This window comes from Nocardioides sp. GCM10027114, assembly GCF_042659625.1.
Taxonomy (GTDB): domain Bacteria; phylum Actinomycetota; class Actinomycetes; order Propionibacteriales; family Nocardioidaceae; genus Nocardioides.
The window spans coordinates 1-13,505 of record NZ_JBHSSS010000016.1 but is presented as its reverse complement, the minus strand read 5'-3'; the positions used below and the strand labels follow the sequence as shown (position 1 = coordinate 13,505).

General features: G+C 73.6%; 12 protein-coding genes. 11 read left to right on the top strand and 1 reads right to left on the bottom strand.

Translation table 11 applies throughout. The annotated features are described in order from the left end of the window. Positions 1-2: 2 nt before the first annotated feature. A complete protein-coding gene (pheT, locus tag ACFP2E_RS07810; protein WP_378522085.1) occupies positions 3-2,486 on the top strand; it encodes a phenylalanine--tRNA ligase subunit beta in 2,484 nt (827 codons plus the stop codon). 27 nt (positions 2,487-2,513) lie between these two features. Here the strand turns inward: pheT and ACFP2E_RS07805 are convergent, their stop codons facing one another. Further along, on the bottom strand, positions 2,514-3,311 hold the full coding sequence (locus ACFP2E_RS07805) for a maleylpyruvate isomerase family mycothiol-dependent enzyme (RefSeq protein WP_378522084.1): 798 nt from the start codon (positions 3,309-3,311) through the stop codon (positions 2,514-2,516). Between the two features lie 92 nt (positions 3,312-3,403). On the opposite strand from ACFP2E_RS07805, the gene argC reads away from it, so the two are divergent. From argC to ACFP2E_RS07755, 10 genes are read left to right on the top strand one after another with little or no spacing between them, the layout of a single operon-like run. Then, complete coding sequence (argC, locus tag ACFP2E_RS07800) at positions 3,404-4,444, top strand: N-acetyl-gamma-glutamyl-phosphate reductase (RefSeq protein ID WP_378522083.1); 1,041 nt, start codon at positions 3,404-3,406, stop codon at positions 4,442-4,444. Continuing rightward, positions 4,441-4,872, top strand: coding sequence for an ACT domain-containing protein (locus ACFP2E_RS07795; protein WP_378522082.1), 432 nt, complete (start codon positions 4,441-4,443; stop codon positions 4,870-4,872). The genes argC and ACFP2E_RS07795 overlap by 4 nt, the downstream gene beginning before the upstream one ends. Continuing rightward, entirely contained in the window at positions 4,869-6,026 is a 1,158-nt protein-coding gene (gene argJ / locus ACFP2E_RS07790; protein WP_378522081.1) for a bifunctional glutamate N-acetyltransferase/amino-acid acetyltransferase ArgJ, read from the top strand. The genes ACFP2E_RS07795 and argJ overlap by 4 nt, the downstream gene beginning before the upstream one ends. Continuing rightward, positions 6,023-6,982, top strand: a complete 960-nt coding sequence (argB, locus tag ACFP2E_RS07785) for an acetylglutamate kinase (RefSeq protein WP_378522080.1) — start codon at positions 6,023-6,025, stop codon at positions 6,980-6,982. The genes argJ and argB overlap by 4 nt, the downstream gene beginning before the upstream one ends. After that, positions 6,979-8,187, top strand: a complete 1,209-nt coding sequence (locus tag ACFP2E_RS07780) for an acetylornithine transaminase (protein WP_378522079.1) — start codon at positions 6,979-6,981, stop codon at positions 8,185-8,187. The genes argB and ACFP2E_RS07780 overlap by 4 nt, the downstream gene beginning before the upstream one ends. After that, positions 8,184-9,107, top strand: a complete 924-nt coding sequence (argF, locus tag ACFP2E_RS07775; RefSeq protein ID WP_378522078.1) for an ornithine carbamoyltransferase — start codon at positions 8,184-8,186, stop codon at positions 9,105-9,107. The genes ACFP2E_RS07780 and argF overlap by 4 nt, the downstream gene beginning before the upstream one ends. Positions 9,108-9,114: 7 nt before the next feature. Beyond that, a complete protein-coding gene (locus tag ACFP2E_RS07770; RefSeq protein WP_378522077.1) occupies positions 9,115-9,648 on the top strand; it encodes an arginine repressor in 534 nt (177 codons plus the stop codon). Further along, on the top strand, positions 9,645-11,078 hold the full coding sequence (gene argG / locus ACFP2E_RS07765) for an argininosuccinate synthase (RefSeq protein ID WP_378522076.1): 1,434 nt from the start codon (positions 9,645-9,647) through the stop codon (positions 11,076-11,078). Before ACFP2E_RS07770 ends, argG begins: the two co-directional genes overlap by 4 nt. Continuing rightward, complete coding sequence (argH, locus tag ACFP2E_RS07760; protein ID WP_378522075.1) at positions 11,078-12,520, top strand: argininosuccinate lyase; 1,443 nt, start codon at positions 11,078-11,080, stop codon at positions 12,518-12,520. The genes argG and argH overlap by 1 nt, the downstream gene beginning before the upstream one ends. A 17-nt stretch (positions 12,521-12,537) precedes the next feature. Continuing rightward, the gene (locus ACFP2E_RS07755) at positions 12,538-13,137 is read left to right on the top strand and encodes a DNA-3-methyladenine glycosylase (RefSeq protein ID WP_378522074.1); all 600 of its coding nucleotides are present in this window, start codon (positions 12,538-12,540) and stop codon (positions 13,135-13,137) included. The last annotated feature ends 368 nt before the right edge of the window (positions 13,138-13,505 follow it).

The window sequence follows — 13,505 nt, the reverse complement described above, 5'->3', positions numbered from 1 at the left end:
CGATGCGTACCCCTGCCAGCTGGATCCGCGAGTACGTCGACCTGCCGGCCGACGTCACCACGGAGGCGCTGACGTCGCGGCTCACCGACCTCGGGCTCAAGCTCGAGGGCATCGAGAGCGCGGGCGACCAGATCCGCGGGCCGCTCGTGGTCGGCCGGGTGCTCACCATGGAGCCCGAGCCGCAGAAGAACGGCAAGACCATCAACTGGTGCACCGTCGACGTCGGTGACGCCAACGGGACCGGTGAGCCGCAGGGCATCGTCTGCGGTGCCCACAACTTCGCTCCCGGCGACCTGGTCGTCGTCGTGCTGCCCGGCGGCGTGCTGCCCGGCGGCTTCGAGATCTCGGCCCGCAAGACCTACGGCCACGTCTCCGCCGGGATGATCTGCTCGGCGCGCGAGCTCGGTCTCGGCGAGGACCACGACGGCATCATCGTGCTGCCCGCCGGCGCCGGGGAGCCGGGCGAGGACGCCTTCGACCTGCTGGGGCTGCGCGAGGAGGTCATCGAGTTCGAGATCAACCCCGACCGGGCCTACGCGCTGTCGCTGCGCGGCGTCGCCCGCGAGGCCGCGCTCGCGTTCGATGCGCCGTACCGCGACCCGGCCGAGCGGCAGGTCCCCCCTGCCGACGACGCCGGCTACCCCGTGGTCGTGGACGACCCGGTCGGCTGCCCGGTCTTCGTCGCCCGCACCGTGAGCGGGCTCGACCCCGAGGCGACCACCCCCGACTGGATGGTGCAGCGGCTGCAGCAGGCCGGCATGCGCCCGATCTCGCTCGCGGTCGACGTCACCAACTACGTGATGCTGGAGATGGGCCGGCCCATCCACGGCTACGACCTCGACAAGCTGCAGGGCACGATCCGCGTCCGGCGCGCCGAGGCGGGCGAGCAGCTGACCACGCTCGACGGCACCCGCCGCGACCTGTCGCCCGAGGACCTCGTCGTCACCGACGACTCCGGGATCATCGGCCTGGGCGGCGTCATGGGCGGCGAGACGACCGAGATGTCGGCGACGACGACCCGCGTGCTCGTCGAGTCGGCCCACTGGGACGCCGTGTCGATGTTCCGCACCGGCAAGCGCCACCGCATCAGCTCGGAGGCCGGCAAGCGCAACGAGCGCGGCGTCGACCCCACGATCTGCGAGGCCGCGGCCGACCGGGTGGTCGAGCTGCTGGTGGCTCACGGCGGCGCCACGGCCGAGCCGGGCGTCACCGTCGTCGGGACCCCGCCGACCCGCCCCGGCATCCGCATCGACTACGACCTCCCGGCCCGGGTGACCGGCATGCCCATCGACGCCGCCACCGTGGTCGGCAACCTCGAGGCGATCGGCTGCGCGCTCGACAAGGACGACACCGGGCTGACGGCGACGCCGGCCCCGTGGCGCCCGGACCTCAACGACCCCTACGACCTCGTCGAGGAGGTCGCGCGCATCGTCGGCTACGGCAACGTCCCGTCGGTGCTGCCGACGGCGCCGTCCGGCCGGGGGCTGACCCGCGAGCAGCGGCTCCGCCGCCGCGTCGGTCGCCTGCTCGCCGGCACCGGCGGGGTCGAGGTCGTCAGCTTCCCGTTCGTGGGGGAGGCGGCCTTCGACGCCCTCGGCCTCCCCGCGGACGACGCGCGCCGGTCCACGGTGCGCCTGGCCAACCCGCTGTCCTCGGAGGAGCCCGGCTACACCACGACGCTGCTGCCGGGCATCCTCAAGGCGGCCGCCCGCAACCTCGGCCGCGGCGCCGCGGGCGTCTCCCTCTTCGAGACCGGCACCGTCGCGTTCCCCACCGGTCGCGGTGCGGCGCCGATCTACGGCGTGGACCGGCGCCCGACCGACGAGGAGCTCGCGGAGCTGCTCGCCGCCGTGCCGTCCCAGCCGCTGCACCTGGCGGCCGTCCTGGCCGGCGAGCGCGAGCGCTCGGGCTGGTGGGGCGAGGGTCGCCAGGCCGGCTGGGCCGACGCCGTCGCCCTCGCCCGCCGGGTGGCCGCCGACCTCGGGCTGACCGTCGAGGTCCGCTCCGCCCAGCTCGCCCCGTGGCACCCGGGCCGGTGCGCCGAGGTGCTCGTGGCGGGTGAACCCGTCGGCCACGCCGGTGAGCTCCACCCGCGGGTCTGCACGGCGTTCGGCCTCCCCGCGCGCAGCGCCGCCGTCGAGCTCGACCTCGACGCGCTGATGGCCCACGCCGTCGACGTGGTGCCCGGGCCCGAGTTCTCCACCTTCCCGGTCGCCAAGGAGGACGTCGCGCTCGTCGTCGACGCGTCGGTGACCGTGGCCGCGGTGGAGGCTGCGCTCCGGGAGGGGGCTGGCGAGCTGCTGGAGTCGATCCGGCTGTTCGACGTCTACACCGGCGAGCAGGTGGGCGAGGGGCGCAAGTCCCTGGCGTTCGCGCTCCGCTTCCGGGCACCGGACCGGACCCTCACCGAGGAGGAGACCGGCGCCGCCCGCGACGCCGCCGTCGCGCGAGCGGCCGAGGTGACGGGCGCCGCCCAGCGGGCCTGACGGTCACGCCCGCTGGCGCGGGCGTGATCAGTCGATCGGGTGGTCGACGGCCGCCCGGAACCGGTCGTGGACGTCGCGGTCACCGGTGACCGCGACGTCGCGGTCGTCGCCGCGACGCCACAACCACGTGTCGAGCGCGGCCGCCGGCCCGGCCACCGTCGCGTCCGGCTCGACGCCGGGGTCCCCGACCACGCGGATGTCCCCGTCGTCGTAGTGCTTCCCGTTGCGCGGGTCGGTCCCCACGAAGCGGCCGAGCTGCACCCAGAACCGGTCACCGGTGTCGGTGCAGTCGACCCGGACGTGCTGGGGGAGCGGGTGGAACTCGCCCCAGGGCGGCGTCCCGCCGTACATCACCTCGAGGCACTCCAGCACGCCGTCCGCGGCCAGCGCCGGGTCCAGCGGCGTGACGACACCAGCGGTCTGCTCGGCGTCGAGCCGGTGGATCATCGCCTCGTGCGCCTGCCGGCGGAACGTGAAGCCCACCGTCTGCTCGGTCGACCAGGACCAGGCGGGGTCGGCGGGGTCCGCCCCGCGCAGTGCCCCCGCCAGGCGCGCCGAGTGCTCGTCGAACGCCGCGAGCAGGTCGGCGTACTCCGTCGGCCTCGGCGGCTCGTGGTCCCGCTCGTCCGGAGCGGCGGGACGTCCGGCGACCACCCCTGCCCAGAACGCCTGCACCTCTGTGAGGTGCCACAGCAGGTCGGCGGCGTCCCAGTCGGGACAGCCCGGGACCCTCGCGGCGGGGTCGCAGTCCGCCAGCACCTCCCGGAACCGACGTGACTCGGCGCACAGGTGGTCGAGGTAGACGTGGGGCTCGAGTCTCGGCATGCTCGGAAACCTAGCGGCCGTGACGCCTCTCACGCCTTCCCGTTTCCGACCCACTTTCACATGGGCATGCAGTCGACTGTATAGTCATGCATATGACACCAAGGGTCGCGGTCGCCGGAGCCAGCGGGTACGCCGGAGGGGAGGTGCTGCGCCTCCTGCTCGGGCACCCGGGCGTCGAGATCGGCGCCCTCACGGCCGGGTCCAACGCCGGAGAGACGCTCGGCTCGCTGCAGCCGCACCTCGTGCCGCTGGCCGACCGGGTCCTCGAGCCCACCACGGCGGAGGTGCTCGCCGGCCACGACGTGGTCTTCCTCGGCCTGCCGCACGGTCAGTCCGGCGAGATCGCCCGCCAGCTGGGCGACGACGTCGTCGTCATCGACTGCGGCGCCGACTTCCGGCTCACCGACCCGGCGGCCTGGGAGGCGTTCTACGGAGGGGAGCACGCCGGCTCCTGGCCCTACGGCCTCCCCGAGCTGCCGGGCGCCCGCGACGCGCTGGCCGGCGCGACCCGGGTGGCCGTGCCCGGCTGCTACCCGACGGTCTCGACGCTCACCATCGCGCCGGCGGTCGCCGCCGGGCTCGTGGAGCCCGAGGTCGTCGTCGTGGCGGCGTCCGGCACCAGCGGCGCCGGCAAGGCCGCCAAGCCCCACCTGCTCGGCAGCGAGGTGATGGGCAACGCCAGCGCCTACGGCGTCGGCGGCGTTCACCGGCACACCCCCGAGATCGTGCAGAACCTCTCCTCGCTCACCGAGCGGGAGGTCCGGGTGAGCTTCACGCCCGTGCTCGTGCCGATGCCGCGGGGCATCCTCGCGACCGTCTCGGCACCGCTGGCTGAGTCGCTGACCGCGGGGCTGACCGCCGAGGAGGCCCACGAGGCCTACGCGAAGGCCTACGCCGACGAGCCGTTCGTCCACGTGCTGCCTCCGGGGCAGTGGCCGCAGACCAAGTCCGTGACCGGCTCGAACGCGGTGCACGTCCAGGTGACCGTCGACGCCGCCGCGGGTCGCCTCGTGGCGGTCGGGGCCGTCGACAACCTTGCCAAGGGCACCGGCGGCGCGGCCGTCCAGTGCATGAACCTCGCCCTCGGTCTCGACGAGACCACCGGGCTCTCGACCGTGGGAGTGGCCCCGTGACCGACCAGCCGACCGACCAGCAGCCGGACCAGCAGACCGCCTGGACGCTGACCCGCCACCGCGACGCGCTCGCCGTCGTCCGGCTGGGCCCCGGCACGGAGATCCCCGGGTGGGCGACCTCGTCGACGCTGTTCTCGGTCACCGCGACGGCGACCGAGACCTCCCTGGTCTGCCACGCGTCGTCGGTGCCGACGAAAGCACGCCGCGAGGGGCCGTTCGTCGCCTACCAGGTCGCGGGTCCGCTCGACTTCGCCCTCGTCGGCGTCCTGAGCGCGTTGCTCGCGCCGCTCGCCGATGCCGGGATCAGCGTCTTCGTCCTGTCCACCTTCGACACCGACTGGATCCTCGTGCCGGCCGGCTCCGCGGACGACGCCGACGCGGCGTGGGCCGCCGCCGGGCACACGGTCCAGCTCGAGGAGTCCGCATGAGCATCACCGCACCCCGGGGCTTCCGGGCGGCAGGCGTGGCGGCCGGCCTCAAGGCCAGCGGCGCCCGTGACGTGGCCCTCGTGGTCAACGACGGCCCGGGCCACGACTCGGCGAGCGTCTTCACCAGCAACCGCTGCAAGGCCAACCCGGTGCTGTGGAGCCAGGAGGTCGTCAAGGACGGCACCGTCCGCGCGGTCGTCCTCAACTCGGGCGGCGCCAACTGCTACACCGGCCCCGACGGCTTCCAGACCACGCACGCCGTCGCCGAGCGCGTGGCCGAGCACCTCGGCATCGGCGCCGTCGACGTCGTCGTGTGCTCCACCGGCCTCATCGGCCTCGCGAACGACCGGACCCAGGTCCTGTCCGGCGTCGATGCGGCCCACGCCGCGCTCGGCGGCGGCGAGGAGGCCGGCGCCGCGGCCGCCGAGGCGATCATGACCACCGACTCGGTGAGCAAGCAGGTGGTCGTCGAGGGCGCCGGCTGGTCGGTCGGCGGGATGGCGAAGGGCGCCGGGATGCTCGCGCCGCAGCTGGCCACCATGCTCGTCGTGCTGACGACCGACGCCGTGGTGCCGGCCGCGGACCTCGACAAGGCCCTGCGCGCGGCGACGCGGGTCAGCTTCGACCGGCTCGACTCCGACGGCTGCATGTCCACCAACGACACGGTCACCGTCATGGCCAGCGGCGCCAGCGGCATCACGCCCCCGCTCGACGACTTCACCGCCGCCCTGACCCAGGCCTGCACCGACCTCGCGATGCAGCTGCTCAAGGACGCCGAGGGAGCCGACCACGAGATCGCCATCACCGTCCTCAACGCCGCCAGCGAGGACGAGGCCGTCGAGGTGGGCCGCAGCGTCGCCCGCAGCAACCTCTTCAAGGCGGCCGTCTTCGGCAACGACCCCAACTGGGGCCGGGTGCTGGCGAGCATCGGCACCACCTCCGCGACCTTCGACCCCGCGGACCTCGACGTCGCGATGAACGGCGTCTGGGTCTGCCGGCAGTCCACGCCCCACGCCGACCCGGCCACCGTCGACCTCACCGGCCGCGAGGTCAGCGTGACCATCGACCTCAAGTCCGGGTCCGAGCGCGCCACAGTCTGGACCAACGACCTCACCCACGCCTACGTCCACGAGAACAGCGCCTACTCCTCATGAGCACACCTGACGCCCCTGACGCGATCGCCTACACGACCCACGACCCGAGCAAGCCCGACCCCGCCAAGGCGCGCACGCTCGCCGCGGCGCTGCCGTGGCTGAAGCGCTACCACGGGAAGATCCTGGTGGTGAAGTACGGCGGCAACGCCATGACCGACGACAACCTCAAGCGGGCCTTCGCCGAGGACATCGCGTTCCTCCGGTTCGCCGGCTTCCGCCCGGTCGTCGTGCACGGCGGCGGGCCGCAGATCTCCTCGATGCTGGACCGGCTCGGGATCGAGTCCGAGTTCCGCGGCGGCCTGAGGGTCACCACGCCCGAGGCGATGGACGTGGTCCGGATGGTGCTGGTCGGCAAGGTCCAGCGCGAGCTGGTGGGCCTCATCAACGAGCACGGCCCGCTCGCGGTCGGCTGCTCCGGCGAGGACGCCGGCCTGTTCACCGCCACCCCGACCAACACCGTCGTCGACGGCGAGGAGGTCGACCTCGGCCTCGTCGGCGAGGTCACCGCCGTACGGCCGGAGTCCGTGCTCGACCTGATCGAGGCGGGCCGGATCCCCGTCGTCTCGAGCGTCGCCCCCGACGAGTCGGGGCAGGTCCACAACGTCAACGCCGACTCCGCCGCGGCCTCGCTCGCCGTCGCGCTCGGCGCCGAGAAGCTCCTCGTGCTCACCGACGTGGAGGGTCTCTTCCTCGACTGGCCGAGCTCGGAGGACGTCATCGGCGAGATCAGCCCCGAGGCGCTCGAGCAGCTGATGCCGACGCTGGCGTCGGGCATGGTGCCCAAGATGGGCGCCTGCCTGCAGGCCGTGCGCGGGGGTGTGAGCAGGGCGACGGTCGTCGACGGCCGCGAGCCGCACGCCGTGCTCCTCGAGCTGTTCACCGACGAGGGCGTCGGCACCCAGGTGCTGCCCGGCGTCGAGACCAAGACCCGCAAGGCGAGGGACACCCCGGCATGAGCACCCACGACGACCTCCAGCAGCGGTACGCCGCCTCGCTGATGAACACCTTCGGTCCGCCCAAGCTCGTGCTGGCGCGCGGCAAGGGCGCCCACGTCTGGGACGTCGACGGCCGCGAGTACGTCGATCTCCTCGGCGGCATCGCCGTGAACGCCCTGGGCCACGCCCACCCCGCCCTCGTCGAGGCCGTCTCCACCCAGCTCGGCACCCTGGGCCACGTCTCGAACTTCTTCGCCAGTGCGCCCCAGATCGAGCTGGCCGAGCGGCTGCTCGGTCTGCTGGGAGCGTCCGGGTCCACCGGCGGGAAGGTCTTCTTCGCCAACTCCGGCGCCGAGGCCAACGAGGCCGCACTCAAGGCGACCCGGCGGACGGGCCGCACCCACGTAGTGGCCGCCGAGGGCGCCTTCCACGGGCGGACCATGGGGTCGCTGGCGCTGACCGCCAAGGAGGCCTACCGGACCCCGTTCGAGCCGCTGCCCGGGGGAGTCACCTGGGTGCCCTACGGCGACGTCGCGGCCCTCGAGCAGGCGGTGACCGAGGAGACCGCGGCCGTGGTCCTCGAGCCGGTCCAGGGCGAGGCCGGCGTGGTGCTGCCCCCGGCGGGCTACCTCGCCGAGGCGCGCCGGATCACCTCGGCGAAGGGCGCGCTGCTGTGGCTCGACGAGGTGCAGTCGGGGATCGGCCGCACCGGACGCTGGTTCGCCCACGACGGCTCCGGGGTGACCCCGGACCTGGTGACCCTCGCCAAGGGCCTCGGCGGCGGCATCCCGATCGGCGCCTGCGTCGGACTCGGCCCGGCCGCCGACCTGCTCCAGCCCGGCCACCACGGCACCACCTTCGGGGGCAACCCGGTCGCCTGCGCCGCCGCGCTGGCGGTGCTGCGCACCATCGACGACGAGGGCCTGCTCGACCACGCCACCGCGCTCGGCGCCCGGCTGCGCGACGGGCTCGCCGCCGACCCGCGGGTCACCGAGGTGCGCGGCGAGGGCCTGCTGCTCGGGATCGAGCTCGCCGCCGAGGCCTCGGCCGCGGTCGCGACCACTGCCCTCGAGCACGGCTACATCGTCAACAACCCGACGCCGACCACGATCCGGCTGGCACCGCCGCTGGTCCTCACCGACGGGGACGTCGACGACTTCCTCGCGGCGTGGCCCCGGATCCTCGACGACGCCGTGCCCGCGGAGAAGCCGGGGGAGACCCCATGACCCGCCACTTCCTCCGCGACGACGACCTCTCCCCGGCCGAGCAGGCGCGCGTCCTGGCGCTGGCCGCCGAGATGAAGCGGGCGCCGTACGACCACCGGCCGCTGGCCGGTCCGCAGACCGTCGCGATGGTCTTCGACAAGCAGACCCTGCGCACGCAGGCGTCGTTCGCCGCGGGCATCGCCGAGCTCGGGGGCTACCCGATGGCGGTCGACGGCCGGCTCGCCGGGATCGGCGAGCGCGAGTCGGTGGCCGACGTCGCGCGGGTCCTCGGCCGTCAGGCCTCCGTCATCGTCTGGCGCACCTACGCGCAGGCGCGTCTCGAGGAGATGGCGCAGTACGCCGGGGTCCCGGTGGTCAACGCCCTGACGGACGACTTCCACCCCTGCCAGCTGCTCGCCGACCTCCTCACGGTGCAGGAGCACAAGGGGCGGCTGGAGGGCCTCACCGTCGCCTACCTCGGCGACGCCGCCGGCAACATGGGCAACTCGTGGCTGCTCGCCGGCGCCACCGCCGGGCTCCACGTCCGGATCAGCGCCCCCGAGGGCTACCTCCCCGAGGACCAGCTCGTCGACGAGGCGGTCCGGATCGCCGAGGGTACCGCCGGCTCCGTGGAGCTCGAGCCCGACGCGAAGGCCGCCGTCGCCGGCGCCGACGTCGTGGTGACCGACACCTGGGTGTCGATGGGCAAGGAGGACGAGGCCGCCGAGCGCGGCGAGGTCTTCCGCGGCCACGCCGTGACGGCGGACCTGTTCTCGCTGGCCGCGCCCGACGCGATCGCGATGCACTGCCTGCCGGCGTACCGGGGCAAGGAGATCGACGCCGAGGTGCTCGACGGGCCGCGCAGCGTGGTCTGGGACGAGGCCGAGAACCGGCGCCACGCCCAGAAGGCGATCCTGGCCTTCCTGCTGGAGGAGTCGTGATGCCCCGATGAGCACCGCGATGCGACCCCACACCAAGACGGCGCGCCACCGCTGCATCGTCGAGCTGGTCTCCCAGCACGAGGTGCGCTCCCAGAGCGAGCTCGCCGAGCTGCTGGCCCGCAACGGCCTGCACGTCACCCAGGCGACGCTCTCGCGCGACCTCGTGGAGCTCGACGCCGTCAAGGTCCGTGCCCCCTCCGGGGCGCTCGTGTACGCCGTGCCGGGGGAGGGCGGTGACCGACGACCGAGCGCGCCGGGCGAGACCGCCGCGGCGACGCACCGGCTGTCCCGGCTGCTGAACGAGCTGCTCGTCAGCGCCGAGGCCAGCGGGACCCTCGTCGTCCTGCGCACGCCGCCCGGCGCGGCCCAGTTCCTGGCCAGCGCCTTCGACAAGGCCGAGATCCCGGGCGTCCTCGGCACCATCGCCGGCGACGACACCGTCCTGGTGATCGGCCGCGAAGGCACCGGCGGCGACGAGCTCGCCGCCCGGTTCCTGGCCCTTGCCGAAGCCCACCCAGACCAGAAGGACTCCACACCGTGAGCAAGGTTCTCACCTCCCTCCCCGTCGGCCAGCGGGTCGGCATCGCCTTCTCCGGCGGCCTCGACACCTCCGTCGCGGTCGCCTGGATGCGCGAGAAGGGTGCCGTTCCGTGCACCTACACCGCCGACATCGGCCAGTACGACGAGCACGACATCGCGGGCGTGCCCGGCCGCGCCCTCCAGTACGGCGCCGAGATCGCGCGGGCGGTCGACTGCCGCCGCACCCTCGTCGAGGAGGGTCTCGCGGCGCTGGTCTGCGGCGCCTTCCACATCCGGTCCGCCGGCCGGGCCTACTTCAACACCACGCCGCTCGGCCGTGCGGTGACCGGCACGCTGCTGGTCCGCGCGATGCACGAGGACGGCGTGGACATCTGGGGCGACGGGTCGACCTTCAAGGGCAACGACATCGAGCGGTTCTACCGCTACGGCCTGCTGGCCAACCCCGAGCTGCGGATCTACAAGCCGTGGCTGGACGCCGACTTCGTCGCCGAGCTCGGCGGCCGCAACGAGATGAGCCAGTGGCTCACCGAGCGCGACCTGCCCTACCGGGACAGCCAGGAGAAGGCCTACTCCACCGACGCCAACATCTGGGGCGCGACCCACGAGGCCAAGACCCTCGAGCACCTCGACGTGTCGCTGGAGACGGTCGAGCCGATCATGGGCGTGAAGTTCTGGGACCCGTCGGTCGCGATCGAGACCGAGGACGTCACGATCCGCTTCGACTGCGGCCGGCCGGTGGCCATCAACGGCACGACGTACGACGACCCGGTGGCGCTCGTCCACGAGGCGAACCGCATCGGCGGCCGCCACGGGCTCGGCATGTCCGACCAGATCGAGAACCGGGTCATCGAGGCGAAGTCGCGCGGCATCTACGAGGCGCCGGGCATGGCACTGCTCTGGATTGTCTACGAGCGGCTGCTCAACGCCATCCACAACGAGGACACCATCGCCGGCTACCACGCCGAGGGCCGCAGGCTCGGCCGGCTGCTCTACGAGGGCCGGTGGCTGGACCCGCAGGCGCTGATGCTGCGCGAGTCCATCCAGCGCTGGATCGCCTCGCTCGTCACCGGCGAGGTGACCCTGCGGCTGCGACGGGGCGAGGACTACACGGTGCTCCGCACCGACGGGCCGGCGTTCTCCTACCACCCCGACAAGCTGTCGATGGAGCGCACCGAGAACGCCGCCTTCGGTCCCACCGACCGGATCGGGCAGCTCACGATGCGCAACCTCGACATCGCCGACTCGCGGTCCAAGCTCGAGCTGTACGCCGCCCAGCCGCTCGACCAGGGCCAGGTCCTCGTCGAGAACGGCGCCCTCCTCGGCGAGATCGAGGCGGGCGGCGGCGCCCGCATCGCGCGCAACCCGGCCGCCGAGGGCGACGCGAGCGACGCGGCCCTCGACCACGTCGCGATGGAGATCGGCACCGACTGATGACGACTGACGGCACCACCAACACCGGCAAGCTGTGGGGCGGCCGCTTCTCCGGCGGCCCGTCCCCGGAGCTCGAGGCGTTGTCCCGGTCGACGCACTTCGACTGGCGGCTGACGCCCTACGACCTCGCGGGCTCGCGCGCCCACGCCCGGGTGCTGCACGCCGCGGGGTTGCTGGGCGACGCCGACCTGGCCGAGCTCCACCGCGGCCTCGACGTGCTGGGGGAGCGGTACGCCGCCGGCGAGCTCCACCCCGACCCCTCCGACGAGGACGTGCACGGCGCACTCGAGCGGCTGCTGCTCGAGGAGGTCGGCACCGAGGTGGGCGGTCGGCTCCGGGCCGGGCGCAGCCGCAACGACCAGGTGGCCACGCTCTTCAAGGTCTTCCTGCGCGACCACGCGGCGGTGATCGCGGGACAGGTGCTGGACCTGGTCGACGCGCTCGCCGAGCAGGCGGCCCGCCACCTCGACCCGCACCCGGCCGTGATGCCGGGGCGCACGCACCTTCAGCACGCCCAGCCGGTGCTGCTGGCCCACCACCTGCTCGCCCACGCGTGGCCGCTGCTGCGCGACGTGGAGCGGCTGCGCGACTGGGACGCCCGGGTGGCCGCGGACTCGCCGTACGGCTCGGGGGCGCTGGCCGGCTCGAGCCTGGGCCTCGACCCCGAGGCCGTCGCGCGGGAGCTGGGCTTCGCCGGGTCGAGCGCCAACTCCATCGACGCCACCGCGGCGCGCGACTTCGTGGCCGAGTTCGGCTTCGTGACCGCCATGGTCGGCGTCGACGTGAGCCGGCTGGCCGAGGAGGTCATCCTCTGGGCGACCCGCGAGTTCGGATTCGTGACGCTGCACGACTCCTGGTCGACCGGGTCGAGCATCATGCCCCAGAAGAAGAACCCCGACATCGCGGAGCTCGCCCGTGGCAAGGCCGGCCGTCTCGTGGGCAACCTCGCCGGCCTGCTGGCCACGCTCAAGGCGCTGCCGCTGGCCTACAACCGGGACCTCCAGGAGGACAAGGAGCCGGTCTTCGACTCCGTCGACACCCTCGAGGTGCTGCTCCCGGCCTTCACCGGGATGGTGGCAACGCTGACCTTCGACACCGGGCGCATGGCGGAGCTGGCGCCGCAGGGCTTCTCGCTCGCCACCGACGTCGCCGAGTGGCTGGTCCGCGAGGGCGTGCCGTTCCGGGTCGCCCACGAGGTGGCCGGCGCCTGCGTCCGCCGGTGCGAGGAGCTCGGGGTCGAGCTCCACGAGCTCACCGACGAGCAGCTGGCCGAGATCAGCCCCGCGCTGCGGCCCGACGTCCGCGACGTGCTCACCGCCGAGGGCTCGGTCGGGGCACGCGACGGCCGCGGCGGCACCGCGCCCGTCCGGGTCCGCGAACAGCTCGCCGAGCTGACCGAGCGCGTCGCCGCGCACCGGGCGCGGCTGGCTGGCGACGCCTGACCGGAGCCCCGATCTCCGTGGACGTCCGCGAGCTTCTCCGTGCACCCGCCCTCGAGGTGGCGCCACGGCTGCTGGGCTGGACGGTGCGTCACGAGACCGCCGAGGGTGCGGTGACCGTGGAGCTGACCGAGGTCGAGGCCTACGAGGGCGGGTCGGACCCGGCCTCCCACGCCCACCGCGGCGAGACGGCACGCAACCGGGTGATGTTCGGGGAGGCGGGACACCTCTACGTCTACCTCTCCTACGGGGTGCACTGGTGCGGCAACGTGGTGACGGGGGAGGTTGGCACGGCGAGCGCCGTGCTGCTGCGCGCGGGCCGGGTGGTCGAGGGCTGCGAGCTGGCTCGCTCGCGCCGCGGCGAGCGGGTCCGCGACCGCGACCTGGCCCGCGGGCCGGGTCGGCTGGGTCAGGCCCTGGGGCTCGGCCCACACCTCGGCGGCGCCGACCTGCTCGGCGGAGGGCCGATCACGCTGGTGCCGGGGGAGGGACTGGACCCCGGCCGGCTGCGGAGCGGCCACCGGGTCGGCGTGGGCCGGGCCCACGACCTGCCGTGGCGGTTCTGGGTGGCGGACGAGCCGACGGTGAGCGCCTACCGGCGCTCGCCCCGGGCCAGGTGAGCCGGTGTGGACCCCGGATCCCGCTCAACCACGGGGCTGACGGCCTGCGCAGGCGGCCGGCGTCCCCCGCGCGGACACCCGATTTTGGCGGCCAGGACACCCGCTGCTAATGTTCTTCCTGTCGCCGCGAGCGACTCCCACACCAGGCCGAGAGGCCAACGGCGGTGGGCTTGTCGCGCGCCCGGCACCGGATCGAGAAGCCCCGAGTTGACGGGGTCTGACCGGCCCGGTAAGTTTTACCAGGTTGCCCCGGGGGCGAGGCCGAGAGGCTGAGTCACGGTGCGCGGCTGATGTTTGAGAACTCAACAGTGTGTCATAGTCGACGAATTAGTTTGTTATGCCCCGTCTTGTCGACCATTCGTGGTTGA